Genomic DNA, 24,855 nt, shown 5'->3' with positions numbered 1-24,855 from the left:
CATTGTTGCCGTATCGCACATCAGGACCGGGCCTCTTGCCCCTGGCTTCGTACCGCCGCTAGCTTCGCGAACATGTCCAGATCCCAGCGGCTGAGCAGACGGCGTGCCGTCGATTTCATGCGCGTCGCTACCGCTCTCTGTAGCTGACCTCACCACCTCGTTCCGTGACGGCCACAGCGATACAGAGAACCCGGGAACAGACATGCCCAGAGCACTCCGTGCTGCCCTGCTCGCCTCCGTACTGATCGGATCGGCCGTCCTCACCGGCTGCGCCGACAACACCGCCACCACCACCGCGTCCTCGAAGGATCTCTCCGACGTCGAGATTCCGAAGACGGTGGATCCGGACACCGAGATCACGATCGGGAGTCCGGAGACCGAGGTGGCGCTCAAGCTCTCCGGCCAGATCGACAAGCTCCCCTTCAAGGTCAAGTGGGCGAACCTCAGCGGCGGTCCGCAGTGCTCCGAGGCGTTCCGGGCCAATTCCCTGGACGTGTGCTCGGCCGCCGAGATCCCGTCGATCCACGCCCACTGGACCGGGCTCGACACCAAGCTGGTCGCCGCCGCGTTCCGTACGGACCCGGTCAAGAACCCGATATACGAGCTCGGCATCGCGCCGGGCGCCGACATCGACAGCCTCGCCGACCTGCGGGGCAAGCGGATCGCGTACAGCCCGGGACAGGCCCAGGGCGCGCTCGTGCTGCGTATCCTCGCCAAGGCCGGGCTCACCAAGGACGAGGTGAAGCTGGTCGAACTGCCGAGCACCGGTGATGTCTATCCCACGGCGCTCGGCGGCGGCCAGGTCGACGCGGCGCCGCTCGGCGGGGTCAACATCAAGCGCTATCCGGCGAAGTACGGCAAGGACGGCGGCAAGACGATCCCGCACGGACTGCGGGACGACCCCAGCCATCTCTGGGTGCCGACGGAGTCGGTGAGTGACCCTCAGAAAGCCGCGGCCATACGGGAGTTCGTCACCTACTGGGCCAAGGCGGAGGTCTGGATCGACACACACCCCGAGGAGTGGATCGAGGGCTGGTACATGAAGGACCAGGGGCTTTCGCGCGAGGACGGCGAGTATCTGGTCAAGACCGGCGGGCACCCCGCGATTCCGGGGGCCTGGACGGAGGCCATCGCCGACCAGCAGAAGACGATCGACCTGCTGGCGAAGGAGACCGGCAGGGAGTCGTTCGACGCGAAGATCCTCTTCGACCGGCGCTACGAGAAGACCGGGGCCGAGGCGGTCGCGGGCACCGGCGCCGGGACCGGGACCGGGAAGGGAGCCGGCTCATGAGCACCGAAGCAGCCGCGGAAGTCACCCTGAGCAAGGCAGAGTTGGCGACGGACCCCGGCCCGGCCCCCGCCACCTCCCCGTCGGCCGGTGACTCCCGCACCACCCGGCGGCTCCGGCCTCGCCGCCGGCTCGGTCTGGGGCGCCCCGTACCGTACGGCTGGGCACTCGGCCCGCTGCTGCTGCTCGCCGTATGGGCGGCGGGCTCCGCCACCGGCCTCATCGACGCCCGTAATCTCTCGGCCCCCTGGACCGTCGTGACGACGGCGGGCGATCTGATCGCGGACGGCCGGCTCCAGTCGAATCTCGCCACCTCGGCCCAACGCGCCGCGCTCGGCCTGCTGTTCGGCGTCGCGGCCGGTCTGTTCCTGGCGCTCGTCTCGGGCCTCAGCAGGATCGCCGAAGGGGTGATCGACGGCCCGGTGCAGATCAAGCGGGCCATCCCGTCGCTCGCGCTGATCCCGCTGCTGATCCTCTGGTTCGGCATCGGCGAGTCCATGAAGGTCATCACGATCGCGCTGGGCGTCTTCGTACCCGTCTACATCCACACCCACAACGGGCTGCGCACCATCGACAACCGCTATGTGGAGCTGGCCGAGACGGTGGGGCTGAGCCGTACGGCGTTCCTGCGGCATGTCGTGCTGCCCGGCGCGCTGCCCGGTTTCCTGCTGGGCATGCGATTCGCCGTGACCGGCGCCTGGCTGGCCCTGGTGGTGGTCGAGCAGGTCAACGCGACCAGCGGGATCGGTTACATGATGGAGCTGGCCCGGACGTACGGGCAGACCGACATCATCATCGTCGGCCTGGTCGTGTACGGGCTTCTCGGGCTCCTCTCGGACGCGCTGGTACGTCTCGTCGAACGGAGGACGCTGTCATGGCGACGCACGCTGGCGGGCTGACCGCCGACCACCCGGCCGCGACCGTACGGATCCGGAGTCTGGTCCGCTCGTTCGGCGACCGGAACGTCCTCGACGGGCTCGATCTCGACCTGGGCGCAGGGGAGTTCGTCGCGCTGCTCGGCCGCAGCGGCTCCGGCAAGAGCACGCTGCTGCGCGCGCTCGCCGGTCTCGACCACGACGTGAGCGGCACCGGCGAACTCGACTCCCCCGACCCGGTGTCGGTCGTCTTCCAGGACGCCAGGCTGCTGCCCTGGAAGCGCGTGCTCGACAATGTGGTCCTGGGACTCGACGGACCCGATCCACTGGCACGCGGGCGGGCCGCGCTCGCCGAAGTCGGCCTGGCGGGGCGGGAGAAGGCCTGGCCCGTCGAGCTGTCCGGCGGTGAGCAGCAACGCGTGTCGCTGGCCCGTTCGCTCGTACGCGAACCGGGACTGCTGCTCGCGGACGAGCCGTTCGGCGCGCTGGACGCGCTGACCCGCATCCGGATGCATGTCCTGCTGCGGCGGCTCTGCGCCAGGCACCGTCCGGCGGTCCTGCTGGTGACGCACGACGTGGACGAGGCGATCGTGCTCGCCGACCGGGTGGTGGTCCTCACCGAGGGCCGTATCGGCGCGGACATCCCCGTGGAGCTGCCCGCGCCCCGCGCCCACGGCAGCGCGGCGTACGCCGCGCTGCGTGAACGGCTGCTGGAGGAGCTGGGGGTGGACAGCGAATCGAGCCCGGCCGGCCATTGAGGGCACCGCGGCCGCGATCCGGCCTGGTCCGAACGACAGACCCTAGTGCGCGGCGGGAATCTCCAGGCCCTCCGTCAGCGGGCGGAAGTTCCGGTTGGTCTTGCAGCCCAGGTTCTCGTACGTGTTGACCTTGGTCTTCGGGTCGGTCTTCGTCAGGTGGTACTTGCACGCCTGCTTGACGAAGCGGCCGTTGATCCCGCCCGGGAAGTCGACCTCCTTGTTCCACAGGTACGGCGACTCGTAGCGGTTCAGCGCGGCCGTGGCGTTCACGTCGATGCCGCCGGGGGCGTCGATCTCGTACACCCAGCCGGTCTTCGCGGCGCCGTAGGTGGCGAACTTCTGCGCCACCCACTTCTCACAGCTGGTGCTGACGTGCGCGCTGTCCTGCCCGCCGCCCTTGACGATGTACTCGGCCAGCGGCACCATCGCATCGCCGCGCGGGGTGAAGCCCTTGTCGAAGAGGTCCTGCACGTTCTCGCGGGTGTCGCCGCGCCACAGGGTGTTGGTGTCGTCGCGCCACTGCCAGCGCTCGGACACCGAGGTCTGCCTGACGGTGTCGGCGATGAGCGGATTGGTCGTCGTACGCCACCAGTCCCAGGCGCGGTAGCCGGCGACCGGGCCGCAGGGCGCGGTGTCGAGTTCGGGGGCGAGGACCGGGGTGAGCTCGGGGGCGCGCGGCGCCGGAACGGGTGCCGCGGGAGCCGCGGACGCGGCGGTCGGGGCGAGCGCGGCAGTGGCGAGAGAGGCGGCGGCGAGGACCCGCAGAGCGGCCTTCAGCATGGTGGTGAGTACCCATCAGTCGAGCAACGTGACGGGCCCCTTTATAGCGGTGCAGGAGCCACATAACGGGCGCCAACGAATAGATCCACTCGAATGGTGGGCACCCGGCGTGGTCAGGAGCACTCCGGCGTGAAGGCCGTGCCCTGGTGGAAGTAGAGGAGCCAGCGCCCGTCGGTCAGCATCCACTGGGAACTGCGGTGGGCCCAGACCCCCTTGTGCTCGGTGTCGAACGTCAGCAGCACCAGGTGCGGGGCGAGTTCGACGCCGTGCATCCCGGTCGTCGTGACGGGATGGGCCGCGGGCGGGTCGTACGTGGTGAGGGCCGCGAGGATCGACCGCCGGTCCCAGCGCCGGCCCGACGAGCCGAGCGCCCTGAACTCCGGGTGGAGCAGCGCTCCCGTCAGCTCGCCCGACGAGCGGACGACCGGGTCGAGCAGGTGCAGTTCGGCCTCGATGGCGGCGACGACCGCGGGCGACTCAGTCATGGGTCAGCTCCACCAGCTTCGTGACGGTGTTCCAGTTACGGCTGGTGGCGACGGCTCCCTCGTACAGGCGCGGCCTGGAGAGCGCGTCGGCCAGTTTCGAGCGGCCGAGGCCGTCGGGGACGTACAGATACAGCGCCCTGTCGCCGAACCGGAACTCCTCAGGAAGGTACGACTCCTGGTCGATCGCGGCGAACCGCCCGGGGTCCACCGCCTCGGACAGATACGTGACATGGAGCTGCTTGGCCTGGAGGGAGGCGGCGGGGAAGGGGCAGGCGTCGGCGACGGCCTTCAGATAGGCGGCGTCACGCACCACACAGTCGACGGCGAAGCCGAACCTGTCGTGGATGGCGTCGCCGAGCGCGGCGGCGAGCGTGGAGTCGTCGGCACCCGTGCTGTCGGTGAAGACGGCGTTGCCGCTCTGGAGGTAGGTGACGACGCCGCTGTGGCCGAGGCCGGTGAGCACGTCACGCAGAGCCGCCATCGGAACCTTCCGGCTCCCGCCGACATTGATTCCGCGCAGCAGCGCCCCGTACCTGGTCGTCGTCATGGGTCCACGATAGGTCGGCGGGCGCCCCGGACCGCCCCGGCGCGGGGACGACGGCCGCCGCGCCCCGTGGGGGAGAGCGCGGCGACCGCCGGTCCGGCAGGCGGGGCCTGCTATCGGGCCTCGGTCACTCGACCACCTTCAGCAATTTGTTCGGGGTGCCCGGGTCGGCGTCGGTGATGGCGTCGGGGGTGGCTCCGTCCGTCAGGGCCGTGGCGACGTCGGCCGGCGCGGCGTCGGGGTGTCCGGCCAGATAGAGCGCCGCCGCGCCGACGACATGGGGCGTCGCCATCGACGTACCGGAGATGGTGTTCGTGTCGGTGTCGCTGCCGTTCCAGGTCGACGTGATGTCGGAGCCCGGGGCGTAGATGTCCACGATCGGGCCGTAGTTGGAGAAGACCGACTGCTGGTCGTCCACGGTGGACGAGGCGACCGTGATGGCTTCCTCCACGCGGGCCGGGGAGGTCTCGCCCGCGTCGCTGGTGTCGTTGCCCGCCGCGACGCCGAAGGTGACGCCCGAGGCGATGGCCTGGCGGACGGCCTCGTCGAGGGCGGGGTCGGCGCCGCCGCCGAGGCTCATGTTGGCGACGGACGGGCCCGTGTGGTTCGCGGTGACCCAGTCGATGCCGGCGACGACCTGCTCGGTGGTGCCGTTGCCCGAGTCGTCGAGTACACGGACGGCGACGATCTTCGCCTTCTTGGCGACACCGTGGGCCGCGCCGGCGACCGTACCGGCGACATGGGTGCCGTGGCCGTTGCCGTCGTCGGCGTTGTCGTCGTTGTCGACCGCGTCGAAGCCGGACGAGGCGCGACCCTCGAAGTCGGCGTGGGTGACGCGGACTCCGGTGTCGATGATGTACGCCGTGACGCCCTCGCCACCCGCGTCCGGGTAGGTGTAGGCGTTGTCACCGGCGGCGGCGGTCTGGTCGATCCGGTCCAGGCCCCACGACGGCGGGTTGTCCTGGGTGGCGTCGATGGAGAACTTCTTGTTCTGCACGACCTTGGAGACGGCCGGGTCGGCGGCGAGACGCCCCGCCTCGGTGGCCGAAAGGCCGCTGGCCGAGAAGCCGTTGATGGCGGAGCCGTAGGTGCGGTTGAGCTTCCCGCCGTACTCGGCGGCGAGGTCCTTCTTGTTGGCCTTCTGGTCCAGCAGCACGATGTAGCTGCCCGCGACCGCGCCCTTGGCGTCGGCCCCGTACACCGTGCCGAGGGGGGTGGCCGCCCCCGCCGTGGGGGAGGTGAAGGCGGTGATACCGGCCACCGCCGCCACCGCGGTTATCGCCGCGGTCAGTCTCATCCGGTTGGCGCGCTTGTGAGTTGACATGAAGAGGCTTCTCCTCGTGAACTTTTGTGGGGGGAAAGCCCGCCGGACGAAGAACTTCCGGCGAGCTGGTTCGAACCCTGGCTGATTGACGCGCTCAGATCAAGACCCCCTGGCCGCCGCGGCGTTGAGAACGACGTCTCTTCACACGAAATCGGCCAACCTCACCCAACTCGGACCGTGCCTTCCGCCTCCGTCGGCGGCGGGTTAGTTGTAAGGGGCTTCGATCCTCGTTGTCAGGGATGTGCCCTCCCCGTGAGGAGGAGAAAGTGCGCTCCCAGGCTCACCGGGTGGCAGGAGGAGAAGGCCGGAATCCGACCCTAAGTTCGAAGAGGGGCAGCGGCGCAGGGCCGCTCTCGGGCCCGAGGGGACGGACCGGCGATGGGTACGACAGAGGGAAGACGACGCGGACGCGAGCACGGCGGGCCGCCGGGGCGGGGGCCGGGAACGGCGCCCGCCCCGCGCGGGATCGCGGCACGCGCCGGTGGCTGGAGCGCGCGGCACCGGTGGACGGCGGTCACCGTATGGGTGCTGTTCGTAGTACTCGCCATGGGACTCGGCTCGGCGGCGGGCCGGGTCGACGTCAGCGACAGCGACCAGATGTCCGGCGAGATCAGCCAGGCGGAGCGGATCATCGAGGACTCGGGTCTTGAGGAGCCGGTGAGCGAGTCGGTCCTCGTCCAGGGTGTCGACTCGTCAACGTCCGCCACGGACAAGGAGTTCCGCGACGGGGTCGCGGCGGTCATGGCCGCCGTCGAGCGTACGGGTGAGGCCGTCGACGTCACGTCGCCGTACGACACCAGGACCATCTCGAAGGACGGGCGCAGCGCGCTGGTGCAGTTCAACATGCGCGGCGACCCGGAGACCGCGAGCGAACGCGTCGAGCCGGTGATCAAGGCCGTCGACGGCGTACAGGAACAGCACAAGGACACGCTGCGGATCGCCGAGATCGGCGGCGCCAGCATGAACAAGACCTTCGAGGACGCGTTCGGCGACGACTTCAAGCAGGCGGAGATCTCCGCGGTACCGGTCGCGCTGGGCATTCTGCTGATCGCCTTCGGCGCGCTGGTCGCCGCTCTGCTGCCGATCGCGCTGGCCCTCACCGCCATCATCGCGACGATGGGGCTCATGGGCGTGGTCAGCCATGTGATGCCGATGAGCGAGACGGCCAACTCGGTGATGCTGCTGGTGGGTCTGGCCGTCGGCGTCGACTACTGCCTGTTCTATCTGCGGCGTGAGCGCGAGGAGCGCGAGGCCGGCCGCGACGCGGCCACGGCGCTGCGGATCGCCGCGGCGACGAGCGGGCGAGCCGTCATCGTCTCCGGTGTGACGGTCTGTGTGGCCATGGCCGGCATGCTCTTCACCGGGCTGGCCGAGTTCAAGGCGATGGGGCTCGCTTCGCTGATGGTGGTCGCGGTGGCGATGGTCGGTTCGGTGACCGTGCTGCCCGCGCTGCTTTCCCTGCTCGGCGAGCGCGTGGAGCGGGGCCGGGTGCCGTTCCTGAACCGCCTCAAGCAGTCGAAGAAGCAGCGGGCGGCGGCCGGGGGCGCCGGGGCCGGCGGCACGGGTGAGAGCCGGGTCTGGCGCGCGGTGCTCGGTGGCGTGCTGCGCCGGCCGAAGACGGCGCTGGTGGTCGCCGGGGGCGCGCTTGTCGCCATCGCCCTGCCGGCCGTCGGTATGCAGACGCAGAACCTCACGCTGGACCAGGAGTTCGGCGACTCGCTGCCCATCGTCCAGACGTACGAGCGGGTCAACGAGGCGTTCCCGGGCGGAGCCGACCCGGCCGAGGTCGTGGTGCGGGCGGACGACATCAACGCCGCGCCCGTACGGCAGGCACTCGCCGACTTCCGTGCGCGGGCGGTGAGTTCGGGCGCCTCGCAAGGGCCTGTCGAGATCGTCACGCACGACGCGCAGAACATCGCGATCATCGAGGTGCCGCTGGTCGGCGGCTCCGACCAGGACCGGGCGGAGAAGAGCCTCGGGCTGCTGCGGGACACCGTACGGCCGGCCACGTTCGGCACGGTCGACGGCGTCGAGGCGCCGATCTCCGGCCAGGTCGCCGGGTCGAAGGACTTCAACGACCAGCTCGCCGGGGCGGTGGCACCCGTCTTCGCCTTCGTCGTGATCTTCGCCTTCGTCCTGATGCTGCTCTGCTTCAGGTCGCTGACGATCGCGGTGACGTCGATCGTGCTCAACCTGCTGTCGGTCGGCGCCGCCTACGGCATCCTGACCGCCGTCTTCCAGCACGGCTGGGGCGCGTCGCTGGTCGGCGCGGAGGGCGTCGGGGCGATCATCTCCTGGCTGCCGCTGTTCCTCTTCGTGATCCTGTTCGGTCTGTCGATGGACTACCACGTCTTCGTGGTGTCCCGGATCCGCGAGGCGCGGATGCAGGGCCGTACCACCCGGGAGGCCATCACCCACGGGGTGGTGACCACGGCGGGTGTGGTGACGAGCGCGGCGGTGATCATGGTCGCGGTGTTCGCCATCTTCGGGACGCTGTCGATGCAGTCGATGAAGCAGATGGGTGTGGGCCTGGCGGCGGCGGTGCTGATCGACGCGACGATCATCCGGGGCGTGCTGCTTCCGGCGATCATGGCGCTGCTGGACGAGCGCAACTGGTACTTCCCCAAGTGGCTGCGGTGGCTGCCCGACCTGACGCACGACGAGTCGGTCGTCGAGGGCGGGGCCGGTGCGGGTGACCCGTACGAGAAGGCCGGCGAGCAACCGGATCCGGTACGAATCTGACGTACCGTCACTGGTTTGGGCGTCGCATGGCGCCGTACGCCCGACCGGCCTCCACCGGCCGGGCGTACGGCGTCGTGCGGTGCGTGGGATCCGTACGGTGCGTCAGGCGGTACGTACCGGCAGGGCGTCCTCGATGATGTCGGCCGCCTGGCGCGCGCCGCCCTCCTTCGCCATGTCCTGCCTGATCTCCGCACCTCTGCGGGCGACTTCGGGGTCCGCCACGAGCGCGGTCACCGCCTCCCGCAGCGCCCCGGCCGTTACCTCGTCCATGGAAAGACGCCGGGCGACGCCGAGTTGGACGAGCATGTCGGCATTGCCGAACTGGTCGACGGCGAGCGGTACGGCGACCATCGGCGTGCCGGTGGCGAGCCCTTCCTGGCTGCCTCCGGCGCCCGCGTGGGTGATGAACGCGTCGGCCTTCCTGAGCACGGCGAGCTGCGGCACCCAGGAGTGCACCTCGATGTTCGCCGGGACCTCGCCCAGTTCGGCCGGATCGACGAACTTGCCGATCTGGAGCACGACATGCCAGCCGGGCAGCGCGCCGAACGCCTCGACGCAGGCGCGGTAGAACGCGGGCTGCTTGGTGTTCGCCGAGCCGAGCGAGACCAGGAGCACCTTCCCGGCCCCGGCCGGCCGCTCCCACTCGCCCTGGTCGGCCCGCTCCCCCTGGCACGCTCCGACGAAGGTGTGGACCGACTCGTCCACCCGGTCGGCGAAGAGCTGAAGTGCCCTGGGAATCAGCACGATCGAGCGCCCGGGACGCGCGACGAACCGGTCCTGGTCGACGCCCATCCCGTTCTCGTCCAGCCATGCCCGGAAGCGGGCGCGGTAGGCCCGGCCGCGCTCCGACCCGTCGAGCTGGGCGTTCTGGGCGGCGCCGACCTCCTCCTCGTACCCCTCCCAGGCGACCAGGTTCGGGGAGAGCTGGAGATACGGGACGCCCCACCGGCGCGCCAGGACCGGCGCGGGATAGGAGGTGATGTCGCTGATGACGAGGTCGGGGCGGTCGTTCTCGAACGCCTCGGCCAGCTGGGGCAGCGCCTGCATCCCGTCGGCGAGGAAGGGCTCCAGATGGTCGATCAGCTCGGTGCCCCAGGCCTCCGGGTCGTCGTCCGTCGGCAGGGTGGAGGTGTAGATCACCGGCTCCGCGCCGGTCCCGGCGACCTTCTCCGCGAACGAGGCCGGGATCCCGTAACTGACGCGGTGCCCGCGGGCGACGAGTTCCCTGATGACTTCGAGACTCGGGTTCACGTGTCCGTGGGCGGCGATGGAGAACATGGCGATGTGGGCACGCTGTCGTGAGGGCATGACCGCACCGTAGCATGTAGCGAGACGAGACGTCTCGTTGCTTCTGAGGGGCTCAGTCATGCCGCAGCCCCGCGTACAGAGCCAGCCAGGCCCGGGGTGGCACATGCGCGACGATCTCGGCGCGGTCCACGCGCGCGGCGTCGAATGCCGCGTCGAGCTGTCGACGCGGGTGCCCGGCCCTGCGCAGCGACGCGTACAGCGATCCGCCGACCCCGGAGAAGCCCAGCCCGACCAGACGCCGGTAGCAGGCGAGTTCGGCGGCGGGCAGCAGCGGGCGCGGGCGCCGCTCGATCCGCAGGATGCCCGCGTCCACGCGCGGCACCGGGCGGAACTCTTGCCGGCCGATCCGGCCGAGCAGCCGCCACTCGAACCGCGGCCAGGTCTCCACCGTCCGCAGGGACCAGCGGCCGAAGTCGCCGGTGCGCTTGCGGGCGTATTCGAGCTGCGTGATGAGGGTGGCATCGGTCAGCGCGGGTGCGCGCAGACACCAGCCGACGATGTCGGCGGTACGCGAGAAGGGCACGTTGCCGACGACGGCGAAGCGGGCGCGCGGCGGAACCACGGCGACGAAGTCGCCTTCGTACACCCGCACATGGGGTGTGGCGGCGAAGCGGGCACGGAGCGGCGGGACGAGCCCGGGGTCGATCTCGTACGCGCGCAGCTCGCGGCAGTACGGCGCGAGCGCGGCGGTCAACGCGCCCCGGCCTGGGCCGACTTCGAGCAGCAGCCCGGCGGGGTCGGGGCGGGCGGCGCGTACGAAGCGGGCCGCGGTGGCGGGATCGGTGAGGAAGTTCTGCGAGAGCGTGCGGGCACGGTGGTGCTGCCGGCTGCGGGCCATGGCCTGCGTCCTGTCTCCTGAAGGGCTTCGTGGGCAGACGAAGGCCCTGACCGGAGCAGGGTCGAGCGGTGCACGGACCACGGACCACGGGTCAACGGACCACGGGGCGTGGATCGGTGCGCTCGGGGATGCGCTGAATCAGCGGTCGAAGATCCCCTGGCCGGTCAGGGCGCCGGGGACGCGCCGCAGCCGGGTGAAGGCGGCGACGGAGCCCCGGACGGAGCGGATGCTTGCGATCTCCATGCAGGTGCAACCCATGGCGCGGACATTAGACAGACCGGATCGTCTCGCACAACTGATTACCGGGGGGCTCGGCGAGGGAGCTCAGCGCTGGTAGCGGGCCAGGAACCGGGTGCCCCGGCGGCCTTCGTCAGGGTGCTGACCAGTGAGGGGTTCATCGAGCGAACCCGCGTGAATGCGAGACTGAGGGCCGATCTCGCCGGAGCGACCGGAGAGTGACGGGAGGGGTCCGATGGACGAGGCACGGGCGCGCGCCGTACTGGACGCCACGGAGCTGCCGCACGGGCCGGGGCCCGACGCCGAGTTGCTGGCGCTGGGCGAGAACGCGGTGTTCGGCGTCGGCGAGCTGGTCGTCAAGGTCGGCCGGAGCCTGGCCGAAGCCCCGGAGCTACTGGCCCGCGCCGAGCGTGAACTGGCCGTCGCGGACTGGCTCGCGGCGAGCGGTGTCCCGGCGGTCCGGGCCGCGGAGCCCAAGGCCCGCACGGTGGACGGCCATCCGGTGACGCTCTGGCGGCGGCTGCCCGCTGCCGTACGGCCCGCGGGCCCCGCCGACCTGGCGGAACTGCTCCGGCTCGTCCACGCCCTGCCCGCGCCGCCCTTCGAACTGCCGCGCAGGGAGCTGCTCGGCGGCGTGGAGCGGTGGCTGCGGATCGCCGGCGACGCGATCGACCCGGCCGACGCCGGCTATCTGCGCGAGCGCAGGGACGGTTTCGCCGCTGCCGCGGCGGCGCTCACCCCGCACCTCGCGCCGGGGCCGATCCATGGCGACGCGCTGCCCCGCAACGTCCATGTCGGCCCGGACGGACCGGTCCTGGTGGACCTGGAGACCTTCGCCACGGATCTGCGTGAGCACGATCTGGTGGTGATGGCGCTGTCCCGGGACCGGTACGGGATGTCCTCGGAGGCGTACGACACCTTCACCGCCGTGTACGGCTGGGACGTGCGGGACTGGTCGGGCTGCGGGGTGCTGCGAGGGGCGCGGGAGACTGCGAGTTGTGCGTGGGTGGCCCAGCACGCGCCGACGAATCCGGGGGCGCTCGCGGAGTTTCGGCGGCGGGTGGCGTCGCTGCGGGACGGTGACGCCGGGGTGCGCTGGCGGCCCTTCTGACGGGTGGGCCGCTGCGCGGGGCTGTACCCCTACCCGCCCCTTCCCACAACCGGGGCTCCGCCCCGGACCCCGTACGGCCTCCGGCCGTGCCCTCAAACGCCGGGCGGGCGGATTTTCGGGGCTCTGCCCCGGACCCCGCGCCTCAAACGCCGGCGGGGCTAGGTGCGAGGCCGGACAGGCACGTTGCCCCCCGCGCTCAGCTTGTCGCGGGTACCAGTTCGCGCAGTGGCCAGTCCGCGTCCACCACCGCTTCCGCGTTGCCCTTGCGGCGCAGGAAGCTCTGGAAGTCGGCCGCCCACTCCGCGTACCAGGCGATCTGCCGCTCGTGCAGCGCCGCCGCCGTGAGGGACGCGACCTGGCGGTGGCGGGCCGCTATCGCCGTCGCCACCCGGACCGCCGCCAGCGCGTCCTGGCCCGCGTTGTGCGCGCCCTCCAGCACCACCCCGTACTCCGTGCAGACCGCCTCCAGATTCCGCTTGCCCCGGCGGTACTTGTCGACGGCGCGGTCGATCGTGTACGGATCGATCACCGGGCCGATCGGCCCGCCGCCCATCCGGTCGTTCAGCGACGGCAGCCCGTGCCGCGCCAACTCCGCCGCGAGCAGCGTCAGATCGAATGACGCGTTGTACGCCACGACGGGCACGCCCCGTGTCCAGTACCCCGTCAGCGTCGCCGCGATCTCGTCCGCCACCTCACGTGCCGGCCGCCCCTCCGCCGATGCCCGCTCGCTGGTGACCCCGTGGATCGCCGACGCCTGCTCCGGGATCCGGATGCCCGGATCGGCCAGCCAGTCCCACCGCTCCCCCACCGCGCCGTCCCGTACCGCGATCACCGCAGCGGTCACGATGCGCGCCTCCAGCGGCTCCGTGCCGGTCGTCTCCAGATCGAATCCGGCCAACGGCTCCCCGTGCCAGCTCATCCCCGTCCTCCTTCACGCTTCTCCCCGTTCGACATTCACCTTCGCACGCGGCACTGACAACGCCGGGCGGAGCCTTGACCCGGCCTCAGGAGACGGGGCGCGAGTCGGCCCACACCGACTCGAACTCCTCGCGGTACGTCTGGAACAGCCCGTGCTCGGTGTCCTGGCCCACCCGCACCACATCGCGTCCCGCGCCCCGCAGCACGAGCACCGGCGCCTCCATGCCGCGCGCCCGTCTCAGATACGACTGCACGACCGCGAGGCCGTCCGCGCCGTCCCCGTCGACCAGGTACGCGGTGAAGCGGGGCGTCTCGTCGAAGACATGGATCTCGAAGGCGTCCGGGTCCCGGAGCCGCGAGCGCACCCGGCGCATGTGCAGGATGTTCATCTCCACGGAGCGGCTCAGCTCGCCCTTCTTGAGGCCCAGTTCGCGCTCGCGGCGCTTGACCGAGCTGCTGGCCGGGTTGAGGAAGAGCAGCCGTATCCGGCAGCCGGACTCGGCGAGCCTGACGAGGCGCCGGCCGGAGAAGTTCTGCACGAGGAGGTTCAGGCCTATCCCGACGGCGTCGAGGCGCCGCGCGCCGCCGAAGAGGTCTTCGGCGGGGATCTGCCGCTGGAGACGGACCCGGTCGGGATGGACCGAGACCACGTCCGCGTACCGGTCGCCGACCAGATCCTCCACGGCGTCCACCCTGAGCCGGTCCGCGGACGGTACGGCCGTCCCGCTGCCCAGGATCTCCAGCAGCCGCGCGGACGCCCGCTCGGCCTGCGCGAGCACGGCCTCGGACAGCGCCCGGTTGCGGGAGACAACGTTACGGGCGACCTCCAGCTCGTCCAGGGCGAGCTCCACGTCGCGGCGGTCGTCGAAGTACGGCTGGAAGCCCGGCCAGTGCTGGACCATCAGCTCCCGCAGTTGCGGGAGCGTCAGGAAGCTGAGGACGTTGTCGTCGGCCGGGTCGAGCAGATAGCCCTTGCGGCGCGACACCTCGCGGACCGCGACGGCACGCTGGACCCACTCCTGGCCCGCCGGTCCGGCGGCGGCCACCACCCAGTCGTCGCCGTGCACCGGCTCATAGATCGGCTTGAGAATCGCCGAGACGACGGCACGCAGCCGCTGTTCGACCAGATTCAGCCAGATATAGGCCCGGCCGGCCCGCTGGGCGCGCGTACGCACCTCGCTCCAGGCCTCCGGACCCCAGTCCAGTTCCGCCCCGATCTCCATCGGCCGTGCGAGGGAGACCGCTCCGGGCGGGATGTCGCCGGAAACCCCCTCGTGACCTGGGTCACCTGGGGGTAGCTCCAGCCCTCCCGAGCTCACCCGCGCACCGCCTTCCCTCCCCTTTCAACGATCAAGGAAGGGTACTGCGCAAACGGGAGGAGGTGCAGCCGGATGCGCAGGCTCGTTTCTCAACTCCTGTGGCGCGGGCGGGCGTTCTGTGTGCCGATCTCGGCCGGAGTGGGATGATTCATAGGCATTGGGCCTGGTGACGGGGGGTCGGACGAGGGGCATCGTATGGTCTGAATCCGGCCATATGCCACGTCAGGACACGGTCCGGCAACGGGGTGGTGCCCGAAGAACCCGAAGTTGACCCACCGCTTCGTTCGACAGCTTCCGGCCCGGCTTCCGAACGGGCCTCCTAGGAGGTTGCGCCTCTTTCGGGGAGTATCTGATCGAAGAAGGCCCCCGCACCCGGATCAGAAATGGAAGAGTCATATCTATGCAGGTCTGGCCGGGACAGACGTATCCCCTCGGCGCCACCTACGACGGCGCCGGAACCAACTTCGCGGTCTACTCAGAGGCCGCGCACCGGATCGAGTTGTGCCTCCTGCACGACGACGGATCAGAAACGGCGGTGGAGCTACGCGAGACGGACGCCTTCGTCCGGCACGCCTATCTGCCGGGGATCATGCCCGGCCAGCGGTACGGCTTCCGGGTCCACGGGCCGTACGCGCCCGAGAACGGGCAGCGCTGCAACTCGGCGAAGCTGCTCCTGGACCCGTACGCCCGCGCGATCAGCGGCAGCATCGACTGGAACGAGTCGGTGTACGGCTACCACTTCGGCAGGCCCGACTCGCGCAACGACATGGACTCCGCCCCGCACATGATGACGGCCGTCGTGGTCAACCCGTACTTCGACTGGGGCGACGACCGCCGCCCGCGGACCGACTACCACCGCACCGTGATCTACGAGGCCCATGTGAAGGGCCTGACGATGCTGCACCCGGAGCTGCCCGACGAGCTGCGCGGTACGTACGCGGGGCTCGCCCATCCGGCGGTGATCGAACACCTCACGGAGCTGGGGGTCACCGCGCTGGAACTGATGCCGGTGCACCAGTTCGTCAACGACCACCGGCTGGTGGACGCCGGTCTCAACAACTACTGGGGCTACAACACCATCGGTTTCTTCGCCCCGCACAACTCCTATGCCTCCTGGGGAGACCGGGGCGAACAGGTGCTGGAGTTCAAGCAGGCGGTGAAGGCGCTGCACGAGGCGGGCATCGAAGTGATCCTCGATGTCGTCTACAACCACACGGCCGAGGGCAACCATCTGGGCCCGACGCTCTCCTTCAGGGGCCTCGACAACGCCTCCTACTACCGTCTCGGCGCCGACAACCCCCGCTACTACACGGACACCACCGGCACCGGGAACTCGCTCCTGATGCGCAGTCCGCACGTGCTCCAGCTGATCATGGACTCGCTCCGGTACTGGGTGGAGGAGATGCATGTCGACGGCTTCCGCTTCGACCTCGCCGCCACGCTGGCCCGCCAGTTCCACGAGGTGGACCGGCTTTCGTCGTTCTTCGACCTGGTCCAGCAGGACCCGGTGGTCAGCCAGGTGAAGCTGATCGCCGAGCCGTGGGACGTCGGCGAGGGCGGTTATCAGGTGGGGAACTTCCCGCCGCTGTGGACCGAGTGGAACGGCAAGTACCGCGACACGGTCCGTGACCTGTGGCGGGGCGAGCCGCGCACCCTGGCGGAGTTCGCGTCGCGGCTCACCGGCTCGTCGGACCTGTACCAGGACGACGGGCGGCGCCCGCTGGCCTCCATCAACTTCACGACCTGCCACGACGGCTTCACCCTGCACGACCTGGTCGCCTACAACGACAAGCACAACGAGGCGAACGGCGAGGGCAACAGGGACGGCGAGAGTCACAACCGCTCCTGGAACTGCGGGGTGGAGGGCGAGACCGACGACCCGGAGGTGCGGGAGCTGCGCGACCGTCAGGTGCGCAACTTCATCGCGACGCTGATGCTGTCCCAGGGCGTGCCGATGCTCAGTCACGGCGACGAGTTCGGCCGTACGCAGGGCGGCAACAACAACGCGTACTGCCAGGACAACGAGGTCGCCTGGGTGCACTGGCCGGAGAAGGGCGACGAGAAGAACAAGGGCCTGCTCGCCTTCACCCAGACGATGGTCTGGCTGCGGCGCGACCACCCGGTGTTCCGGCGGCGGCGGTTCTTCCACGGCCGTCCGGTGGAGGGGATGCACGACGAGCTGTCGGACATCTCCTGGTTCACCCCTGAGGGTGAAGAGATGATCCAGGGCGACTGGCAGGCGACCGACGCGAAGGCCATGTCGGTCTTCCTGAACGGGCAGGCCATCTCGGAGCCGGGGCCGCGCGGTGAGCGGATCTCCGACGACTCGTTCCTGCTGATGTTCAACGCGAGCGCTCAGACGCTGGAGTTCGCCGTGCCCGTGGATCACGGCAGCCAGTGGCGGATCGTCGTGGACACCTCGCGTCCGGAGGGCGTGCCGCCGGGTGACGGTCCGAAGGTGGACGCGGGCGAGCGGATCACGATGATCGGCCGCAGCATGACGGTGCTGATGCGGTCTGTGTAGGCGGGGTGCGGACGGGCCTGGGCGCTTACGGACGGGCCGGGGCGGGCGCACGGAGTCCGTACCCGGTCCCGGCCCGTCGCGTGCGCCGTGGCACGATGGCATCCGTGTCGTGGCCGCTCCCGTGGCCGGTCGGCTGCCGAACGCATGACCGGATGACACAGAAGCCGTTGAGCGGGGTACGTACGTTCGCATGACGCCCTCTGCCACCTACCGGCTCCAGCTCCAGCCGGACTTCCCCTTCGCAGCCGCCGCCAAGGCGGTGCCGTACGTGGCCGCGCTCGGGGTCTCGCATCTGCATCTGTCGCCGGTGCTGGAGGCCATGCCGGGCTCGACCCACGGATACGACGTGGTCGACCACTCGCGCGTGCGCGCGGAGCTCGGCGGTGAGGAGGGGCTGCGGCGGCTGGCCGACCGGGCCCGCGAGTACGGGCTCGGGATCGTTCTCGACATCGTGCCCAACCACATGGCGACCGCGCCCTCGCAGAACAGGGCCTTGTGGGAGGTGCTGCGGGAGGGTCCGGCGTCCCCGTACGCCCGGTGGTTCGACATCGACTGGGAAGCCGGCGGCGGAAAGCTGCTGCTGCCCGTCCTGCCGGGCCCCGTAGGCGGTGAACTCGGCGAACTGCGCGTCGCCGACGGCATGTTGCACCACGGCGAATTGCGTTTCCCGCTCGCCGATGGCACGGCGGAGCTGCCGCTGCCCGCGCTCCTCGACGCCCAGCACTACCGGCCCGCGTGGTGGCGCCTGGGCCGTACCGAGCTCAACTACCGCCGCTTCTTCACCATTTCGGAGCTGATCGGGGTACGTGTGGAGGACCCGGAGGTCTTCACCGCGACCCACGCCAAGATCCTCGAACTCGTACGGGACGGGGTCGTCGACGGTCTGCGAATCGACCATCCGGACGGTCTCGCCGACCCCGAGGAGTATCTGCGGCGGCTCAACGAGGCCACGGGCGGCGCCTGTTGGACGGTGGTGGAGAAGATCCTCACCGGTGACGAGCCGCTGCCCGCGAACTGGCCGGTGGCCGGGACGACGGGCTACGACGCGCTGCACCGCATCGATGGGCTGTTCACCGACCCGGTCGGCGCCGACGAACTGGCCCACCGTTTCCGGGACTTCACCGGGCCCGCGGGCGACCGGGGCGGCTACTGGGAAGCGACCGTGCGGCGCGCGATGTACAAGGTCGTCATCGACGAACTGGCCGCCGAGACCTCGGCGCTGGCCCGCATCGCGGAGCGGATCTGCGCGAGCGACGCCGCGTTGCGCGACCACGCGCCGTGGGCGCTGCGGACGGCCATCAGGGAGTTGCTGGTACGGGTGCCCGTCTACCGGCCCTACACGGTCGCGGGCGGCCCGTGCCGGGAGTCCGACGAGGCGGCGGTGTCCAAGGAGGCGGCGCGGCAGGCCAAGGCGGCGTTCGCCGTGCCGGAGGAGGCGGCGGCCGTCGACGTCGTACGGGAGCTGGCGCTCGGCCGGCTGGGGGGCGGCCCCGACCGGGCGGCGTTCTGCGCGCGTTTCGCCCAGACGTCGTCCGCGCTGCGCGCCAAGGCCGTCGAGGACACGGCCTTCTACCGCCATGTGCCGCTGCTGTCCGCGAACGAGGTCGGCGGCGACCCTGGGCGGCCCGCGGTGAGCCCGGAGCGCTTCCACGACTACTGCGCGCGCCTGGCCCGCGACTGGCCGGCCACCGGCACCGTACTGACGACGCACGACACCAAGCGCAGCGCGGACGTACGGGCCGCGATCGCCGTCCTGTCCGAGTGCCCCGAACGGTGGGACGCGCTGCTGCGGCAGCTTGCGGGGGTTCCCGCGCCGGACGCCCAACTGGCCTGGCAGGCCTGGCAGACGGCCATCGGCTTCACCCCGTCGGAAGCGCCGCCGGGCGGCGCCCGGATGGAGCCCGCGCTGCTCAAGTCCGTACGGGAGGCGGGGCTGCACACGAGCTGGACCGAGCCCGATCCGGTGTACGAGCAGGCGGTACGGGACTTCGTAGCGGCGGGTCCGGCGGGCCGACCGCGCGAGGCGGTGGCCCGTCTCACCCGTGAACTCGCCCCGTACGTAAGGGCGAACACGCTCGGGGCTGCGCTGGTCCATCTCACGATGCCGGGTGTGCCGGACATCTACCAGCGGACCGAGCGGGAGTATCTGGCCCTGGTCGACCCGGACAACCGCGAACGCTTCCGTACGGGCCCGCCCGACGAGAAGACCGTGCTCACGGTGGCGGCTCTGCGGCTACGCCGCGAACGCCCGCACGCCTTCGCGGAGTCGTCCACGTACACGCCCTTGAAGGCGACCGGTCCGGCGACGGACCACTGCACGGCGTTCTCCCGTTCCGGCGAGGTCATCTCGGTGGTGACGAGGCTGTCGCTGCGCCTGGCTTCGTCGGGCGGCTGGTCGGGCACGGTGCTGGAACTGCCCGCGGGCCGCTGGACGGACGCGCTCTCCCCGGACCGGGAGTTCGCCGGCGGGCCGATCTCCCTGACGGAGCTCCTGTCGGCGAGCCCGGTGGCGCTGCTGTCGCGGCGCGAGTAGCCGGGCGACCGGGCGGAAGCCGGCTGTCGCTCACGCGTCCGGGGCCCGGGGCGCGGGGAACTCGTCCTCCGGGTAGTCCTCGGTGATCAGCTCGCGTACGTCCGCGTCCGCCGACGCCAGCCCGAACTGCCGGAAGCGGGCGATCAGTTCCGTCGCCCCGATGTCCTCCAGCAGCATCCCCAGCGCGCGCAGGGCGAGCGAGTCGTCGCCCTCCTCGCGCAGTGTCCGCTCCATCAGCTCACCGATCTCCTCGTGCAGGCCCTCCGTGCACGGGTCGCCCGAGCGGGCCAGCCGGCGCAGGACCAGCCGGGCGAAGACGCCGGCCCTGCCGAGGCTCAGCGAGGACGCGTACAGCTCGGGCACGAGCGCGCGCACCAGCCGCGGCCGGTTCCACCCGACGTCCATCAGCAGATTCAGCGCCGCGAACAGGCCGGGCCCGCCAGTCAGTTCCTTGCGCACCAGAGGCAGCGGATCGGTTTCGAACAGCCTCCTTCGCGCGGAGGACAACTCGTCGCTCGCCCGGACGTAGGCGTCCCACGCCCGTTCCTCGTCCGTTCCGCTGTCGGTGTCGGACCGGCCCATGCGCTCCCCCTTGCCACGCCCGCCGTTTCAGTGCGCCGCGAGCCGGAAGCTCAGTTCGCCGAAGCTCACCATGTCCCCGTCGCGCACCACGACCGTCCCCGTCACCCGGCGCCCGTTGACCGTCGTGCCGTTGGTCGACCCGAGATCCCTCAGGATCCACCGCCCGCCCTGCATCCCCAGCTCGGCGTGGAGCCGGGAGACGGTGTCGTGGCTGAGCCGCAGCCCGTTCATGGGATCGCGGCCGATACGCAGCGGGAACGGGCCCGGGTCGGGCAGCAGCAGCTTCGGCAGCCGCTCGACCTGCCAGGCCCTGCGCAGCCGCGCGGAGAACGCGGAGGCCCGCCCCACCGCGCCGAACAGCCGCCGCGCCCAGCGGCCGTCGGTGTCCAGGTCGGCCGTGAGCACTTCCAGCTCGTCGGACCTGCGCGCGGCCAGCGCCAGGTCCATCCGCCGTATGAACGTGTCGTGCGACAGCCTGCCCTGCGCCATTCCTTCTCTCAGGACGGCGAGCACACGATCGCGCTCGGCGTCGGAGAGCCGCGCGGGATACGTGTGGAACTCGAACGAGGACGTCACACAACTGATTGTCGGGCCGAGTCCTTGACGTGTCCAGAAGGGGCCTGTTCAGACCCGGACTTCTTCCGCCGCTGCCCGTCGCCCTCGTCCGACCGGAACCCGACCGGAACACGACCGGGAACCCTCTGGAGTGACGCGTTCACCGAATCGACGCGATCACCAGGCCTCCCGCCTGCCCCCTTGTCACCATGTGGGTGAAGAGTGCCGACGACAGAGGGGGACGACCCGTGCAGTTCGAGGTCTGGGCACCGCAGGCGCAGGACCGTGTCACGCTCCGGATCGGCGAGCCGGCCGGCAGCTCCGCAGGCGAGGGGGGCGGCGCCGACCACGCCATGGCCCGCGACCCGCTGCGCGACGGCTGGTGGACCGCCGACGCCCCCGCGGCCGACGGCACGCGCTACGGCTTCGCGCTGGACGGCGGCCCCGTGCTGCCCGATCCCCGCTCCCGCCGCCAGCCGGACGGCCCCGACGGGCTCAGCGCGGTCGTCGACCACGCCTCGTACGAATGGTCCGCGCCGTGGCACGGCCGGGCGCTCCCTGGCGCCGTCCTCTACGAGCTGCACGTGGGCACCTTCACCGCCGAGGGCACCCTCGACGCGGCGGCGGCCCAGCTCGCGCCGCTGGCCGAACTCGGCATCACGCACGTGGAGCTGATGCCCGTGTGTCCGTTCCCGGGGACGCACGGCTGGGGGTACGAGGGTGTGTCGCTGTGGGCGGTGCACGAACCGTACGGCGGCCCCGGGGCGCTGAAGCGTTTTGTCGACTCGGCGCACGAGCTGGGGCTGGGCGTCGTGCTCGACGTCGTGCACAACCACCTTGGCCCGTCCGGCAATTACCTGCCCCTGTTCGGCCCGTACTTCACCGATACCCACCACACCCCCTGGGGATCGGCGGTCAATCTCGACGCCCCCGGCTCGGACGAGGTCCGCGCGTATCTGCTTCGGAGCGCGCTCGCCTGGCTGCGGGACTACCGCTTCGACGGGCTGCGCCTCGACGCGGTCCACGCGCTCGCGGACACCCGCGCGCTGGCCTTCCTGGAGGAGCTGTCCGCCGCCGTCGACGGGCTCTCGGCGGAGCTGGCCAGGCCGCTGTTCCTGATCGCCGAGTCCGACTTGGGCGATCCTCGTACGACAACACCGCGTGCGGAGGGCGGTATCGGGCTGCACGGCCAGTGGAACGACGACTTCCACCATGCCGTGCACGCCGCGCTCACCGGCGAATCGCAGGGCTACTACGCGGACTTCGCGGCCGAGCCGCTCGCCGCGGTGGCCAAGACCCTGACGCGTGCCTTCTTCCACGACGGTACGTATTCGAGTTTCCGGGGCCGGACACACGGCCGCCCTCTCGACCCCGCCAGGACCTCCTCGTACCGCTTCCTCGGCTACGCGCAGACGCACGACCAGATCGGCAACCGGGCGCTCGGCGACCGGCTTTCGGCGACGCTCTCCCCCGGTCTGCTGGCGTGCGCCGCGGCGCTCGTACTCACCGGCCCGTTCACGCCGATGCTCTTCATGGGTGAGGAGTGGGGGGCCCGTACGCCCTGGCAGTTCTTCACCGACCACCGGGACCCTGAGCTGGCGGAGGCCGTACGCACCGGCAGGCGGCGGGAGTTCGCGGCGCACGGCTGGGCGGCCGAGTCCATCCCCGACCCGCAGGACCCGGCGACGCGCGACCGCTCGTGCCTGGACAGGACCGAGGCACAACGCGAGCCGCACGCCCGTCTGTTGGCCTGGCACCGCGATCTGATCGCCCTGCGCCACAGCCATCCGGATCTGTCGGACCCGGACCTGGCGACGGTGAAGGTGGCGTACGACGAGGGCGCGCGCTGGCTCGCGTACCGGCGCGGCGACGTACGGGTCGCCCTGAACCTGTCCGCGCGCCCTGCCGAGATCCCGCTGGGGGACCGGAGTGGTCAGGTGCTGCTGGCCTGGGATCCGGTGGAGGCGCCCGGTCCGGAGGGCGTGCTGCGGCTGCCGCCCGAATCGTGCGCGGTGCTCGCGGGAGGCTGAACCGGTGGAATCAGCGGTGAGTGAAACCACCCGTGTTCGTGTGCGCTCGAACGTCTAGCGTTCACATCATGAAGCAGCGAAATCTGGGCAGGACCGGGCTCCGCGTCAGCGAACTCTGTCTCGGCACGATGACCTTCATGAAGGACGACGAGGCGGGCGCGCACCGGATACTCGACACCTTCACCGAGGCCGGCGGCACTTTCCTGGACACGGCCGACGCGTACGGCCGGGGCGTCTCGGAGGAGGTCATCGGCGGCTGGCTGAAGGGGCGCGACCGCGACGGGCTCGTCATCGCGACGAAGGTGGCCCTCCCGATGGGCGAGGGGCCCAACGAGGGGGGCCTGAGCCGCAAGCACATCATCGCGTCGGTGGAGGCGAGCCTGCGGCGGCTCGGCACCGACCACATCGACCTCTACCAGACGCATGTCTGGGACGTCAGGACACCGATCGAGGAGACACTCGGCACGCTCGACACCCTGGTCAAGGCGGGCAAGGTCCGCTACCTGGGCGCGAGCAACGTCTCACCCGGCCAGCTCCAGCGGGCGCGCGACGTCGCCGACCGGCGGGGCTGGGAGCCGTACGTCTGCCTCCAGCCGATCTACAACCTCCTGGCGCGCGAGGTGGAGTGGGAGCTGCTGCCCCAGAGCGAGGCGGCGGGAGTCGGTGTCATCCCCTACAGCCCGCTTCAGGGCGGCTGGCTGACGGGCAAGTACCGGCGCGGCATGACGTCGGTCCCGGCCGGCAGCCGCGAGTCCCACGGCGACGGCGAGAGCTGGCGGGCGCGGGACAACGAGGAGACCTGGCGGGTCGTGGAGACGGTCCAGGCGGTCGCCGCCGAGACGGAACGCACACCCTCCCAGGTGGCACTGCGCTGGCTGCTGGACCGGCCGGGCGTCACGGCCCCGATCATCGGCGCGCGGACGCTCGACCAGCTGACGGACAATCTGGGCGCGGTTGACTGGGAGTTGACGGCCAGTCAGACATCCCGGCTGGACGAGGCGAGCGCACGCCCGCTGCCGTATCCGTACAGCGTGCTGTCGCGCTTCAGCTGAAGGCTTCGGGGCCGTCGGGCTCCGACGGTGAGACCAGTCGCTCCAGCAGCTCCTGGAAGTCCTCGCCGACGACGATGCGCAGCCCGCCCGCCTCGTGGTTCCCCTCGTCCTTGTCGCTGAGCTGGGTCAGCGTGCCGTCGCGCCACCAGTAGACGTACGGGCTGATCGCGCCCGGCGTGTCCTCGAAGCCGGACGCGGCGAACGACGCCATCGCGTTCAGCGACGGGATGAGGCCGGCGTCACGTATGACATGGAACGCGAGCTGGTGGCGGAACGGGAACGCCACCAGCGCGCCGTCCGGGCCGAGTTGCCGCCCGGTGATCTGGTGTACGAGGCTGTCCAGCGCCAGGACGCGGCTCGCGGTGTAGAAGGAGTCGCCCATGACGACCTCGAACCGCATGCCCCCCGCGTCCTTGACCGTCTCCCGTCCCTCGACGGGCAGTTGGCGCAGATTGCCGAGGGCCTGCGCCCGCAACTCGTGCAGCGGGCCCAACGGTTCCAGCGCCTCGTCGGTGAGCATCATGACACTCTCGGGGAGGTCGAGCGCGAGGATCTCGTACAGTCCGGGGGCGACGGAGCGCGCGTACGCGAAGGCCTGCGCGTCGAGGCTGTCGCCGCTGATCACCCGGGGGTAGAGCTGGGCCCGGATCTGCGCGGGCGACAGGGTGTCGAGGGCGGAGGGGCCGTCCATGGTCCGCAGCACCATCCCGGCGTGCTGCCGGACGAGTTCGCCCCAGACGCGGGCGCCGCGGTCGTCGTTGTGACAGACGGCGGCGAGGTTGGAGAGCCCGAACTGCCGTCCCGCGCTGTCGGTCACCAGGTCCGAGTAGACGGTGACCTCCAGGCCCCGCTCGGCGAACGCCTCACGCACCTGGCTGCGGAAGAGTGCGGCCTCGTCGGTCGAGAAGAAGGTGAATTCGGGATCGCGAGGCATCTCGCGCCCGTCTCGTTTCGGCCCGCGCCTGAACAACCCCACGTCGTCCGCCTCCCCATGATCCCGCTCGGCTTCGCGCCCCGGTCCCCGTTGCCCCTGTGATCGTCACGTCCGTCGA

At 70.8% G+C, this 24,855-nt stretch carries 20 protein-coding genes; 9 read left to right on the top strand and 11 right to left on the bottom strand.

All coding sequences use genetic code 11. The features are described 5' to 3' along the window. Positions 1-202 precede the first annotated feature (202 nt). From ACFWV8_RS13440 to ACFWV8_RS13430, 3 genes are read left to right on the top strand one after another with little or no spacing between them, the layout of a single operon-like run. Entirely contained in the window at positions 203-1,291 is a 1,089-nt protein-coding gene (locus ACFWV8_RS13440; protein WP_384200602.1) for an ABC transporter substrate-binding protein, read from the top strand. After that, positions 1,288-2,187: an ABC transporter permease gene (locus tag ACFWV8_RS13435; RefSeq protein WP_384200600.1), complete on the top strand. Its 900-nt coding sequence runs from the start codon at positions 1,288-1,290 to the stop codon at positions 2,185-2,187. The genes ACFWV8_RS13440 and ACFWV8_RS13435 overlap by 4 nt, the downstream gene beginning before the upstream one ends. Then, the gene (locus ACFWV8_RS13430) at positions 2,163-2,921 is read left to right on the top strand and encodes an ABC transporter ATP-binding protein (RefSeq protein ID WP_384200598.1); all 759 of its coding nucleotides are present in this window, start codon (positions 2,163-2,165) and stop codon (positions 2,919-2,921) included. The genes ACFWV8_RS13435 and ACFWV8_RS13430 overlap by 25 nt, the downstream gene beginning before the upstream one ends. A 42-nt stretch (positions 2,922-2,963) precedes the next feature. Here the strand turns inward: ACFWV8_RS13430 and ACFWV8_RS13425 are convergent, their stop codons facing one another. The 4 genes from ACFWV8_RS13425 to ACFWV8_RS13410 form a co-directional block, all read right to left on the bottom strand. Further along, the gene (locus tag ACFWV8_RS13425) at positions 2,964-3,701 is read right to left on the bottom strand and encodes a hypothetical protein (RefSeq protein WP_384200596.1); all 738 of its coding nucleotides are present in this window, start codon (positions 3,699-3,701) and stop codon (positions 2,964-2,966) included. Between the two features lie 113 nt (positions 3,702-3,814). Next, positions 3,815-4,186, bottom strand: coding sequence for a DUF4440 domain-containing protein (locus tag ACFWV8_RS13420; protein WP_384200594.1), 372 nt, complete (start codon positions 4,184-4,186; stop codon positions 3,815-3,817). Beyond that, positions 4,179-4,733 (bottom strand): DUF1697 domain-containing protein, encoded by a 555-nt coding sequence (locus ACFWV8_RS13415; RefSeq protein WP_329379771.1) that lies wholly within the window; start codon positions 4,731-4,733, stop codon positions 4,179-4,181. The genes ACFWV8_RS13420 and ACFWV8_RS13415 overlap by 8 nt, the downstream gene beginning before the upstream one ends. A gap of 124 nt (positions 4,734-4,857) precedes the next feature. Then, complete coding sequence (locus ACFWV8_RS13410; protein ID WP_384200592.1) at positions 4,858-6,054, bottom strand: S8 family serine peptidase; 1,197 nt, start codon at positions 6,052-6,054, stop codon at positions 4,858-4,860. A 378-nt stretch (positions 6,055-6,432) separates the two neighbouring features. Between ACFWV8_RS13410 and ACFWV8_RS13405 the strand changes: the two genes are divergently transcribed. Continuing rightward, the gene (locus tag ACFWV8_RS13405) at positions 6,433-8,796 is read left to right on the top strand and encodes an MMPL family transporter (protein ID WP_384200590.1); all 2,364 of its coding nucleotides are present in this window, start codon (positions 6,433-6,435) and stop codon (positions 8,794-8,796) included. Between the two features lie 102 nt (positions 8,797-8,898). On the opposite strand, the gene mgt is transcribed toward ACFWV8_RS13405, so the two are convergent. Beyond that, positions 8,899-10,104, bottom strand: a complete 1,206-nt coding sequence (gene mgt / locus ACFWV8_RS13400) for a macrolide-inactivating glycosyltransferase (protein ID WP_384200588.1) — start codon at positions 10,102-10,104, stop codon at positions 8,899-8,901. A gap of 52 nt (positions 10,105-10,156) precedes the next feature. Next, the gene (gene erm / locus ACFWV8_RS13395) at positions 10,157-10,942 is read right to left on the bottom strand and encodes an ErmE/ErmH/ErmO/ErmR family 23S rRNA (adenine(2058)-N(6))-methyltransferase (protein ID WP_384200586.1); all 786 of its coding nucleotides are present in this window, start codon (positions 10,940-10,942) and stop codon (positions 10,157-10,159) included. Between the two features lie 472 nt (positions 10,943-11,414). On the opposite strand from erm, the gene ACFWV8_RS13390 reads away from it, so the two are divergent. Then, on the top strand, positions 11,415-12,290 hold the full coding sequence (locus ACFWV8_RS13390; RefSeq protein ID WP_384200584.1) for a phosphotransferase enzyme family protein: 876 nt from the start codon (positions 11,415-11,417) through the stop codon (positions 12,288-12,290). Between the two features lie 196 nt (positions 12,291-12,486). Here ACFWV8_RS13390 and ACFWV8_RS13385 read toward each other — a convergent pair whose 3' ends face one another. Beyond that, a complete protein-coding gene (locus ACFWV8_RS13385) occupies positions 12,487-13,209 on the bottom strand; it encodes a 3'-5' exonuclease (RefSeq protein ID WP_384200582.1) in 723 nt (240 codons plus the stop codon). A gap of 85 nt (positions 13,210-13,294) precedes the next feature. After that, positions 13,295-14,527, bottom strand: a complete 1,233-nt coding sequence (locus ACFWV8_RS13380) for an SAV2148 family HEPN domain-containing protein (RefSeq protein ID WP_384200580.1) — start codon at positions 14,525-14,527, stop codon at positions 13,295-13,297. A 400-nt stretch (positions 14,528-14,927) separates the two neighbouring features. Between ACFWV8_RS13380 and glgX the strand changes: the two genes are divergently transcribed. Further along, positions 14,928-17,051, top strand: coding sequence for a glycogen debranching protein GlgX (gene glgX, locus ACFWV8_RS13375; protein ID WP_384200578.1), 2,124 nt, complete (start codon positions 14,928-14,930; stop codon positions 17,049-17,051). A 190-nt stretch (positions 17,052-17,241) separates the two neighbouring features. Further along, positions 17,242-19,584 (top strand): malto-oligosyltrehalose synthase, encoded by a 2,343-nt coding sequence (treY, locus tag ACFWV8_RS13370; RefSeq protein WP_384200576.1) that lies wholly within the window; start codon positions 17,242-17,244, stop codon positions 19,582-19,584. 30 nt (positions 19,585-19,614) lie between these two features. Here the strand turns inward: treY and ACFWV8_RS13365 are convergent, their stop codons facing one another. After that, positions 19,615-20,166, bottom strand: a complete 552-nt coding sequence (locus tag ACFWV8_RS13365) for a hypothetical protein (protein WP_384200574.1) — start codon at positions 20,164-20,166, stop codon at positions 19,615-19,617. 27 nt (positions 20,167-20,193) lie between these two features. Next, entirely contained in the window at positions 20,194-20,742 is a 549-nt protein-coding gene (locus ACFWV8_RS13360; protein ID WP_384200572.1) for a DUF1707 and FHA domain-containing protein, read from the bottom strand. Positions 20,743-20,969: 227 nt separating this feature from the next. Between ACFWV8_RS13360 and treZ the strand changes: the two genes are divergently transcribed. Then, positions 20,970-22,751, top strand: coding sequence for a malto-oligosyltrehalose trehalohydrolase (treZ, locus tag ACFWV8_RS13355; protein ID WP_384200570.1), 1,782 nt, complete (start codon positions 20,970-20,972; stop codon positions 22,749-22,751). A gap of 68 nt (positions 22,752-22,819) precedes the next feature. Beyond that, the gene (locus ACFWV8_RS13350) at positions 22,820-23,803 is read left to right on the top strand and encodes an aldo/keto reductase (protein ID WP_384200568.1); all 984 of its coding nucleotides are present in this window, start codon (positions 22,820-22,822) and stop codon (positions 23,801-23,803) included. Here the strand turns inward: ACFWV8_RS13350 and ACFWV8_RS13345 are convergent. Beyond that, entirely contained in the window at positions 23,796-24,779 is a 984-nt protein-coding gene (locus ACFWV8_RS13345) for a hypothetical protein (protein ID WP_384200566.1), read from the bottom strand. The two genes, ACFWV8_RS13350 and ACFWV8_RS13345, sit on opposite strands and share 8 nt — an antisense overlap. Positions 24,780-24,855 lie beyond the last annotated feature (76 nt).

It is taken from the genome of Streptomyces sp. NPDC058665 (assembly GCF_042714995.1).
Taxonomy (GTDB): domain Bacteria; phylum Actinomycetota; class Actinomycetes; order Streptomycetales; family Streptomycetaceae; genus Streptomyces.
The sequence above is the reverse complement of the archived record's forward strand: the minus strand, read 5'-3'. Positions and strand labels throughout refer to the sequence as shown.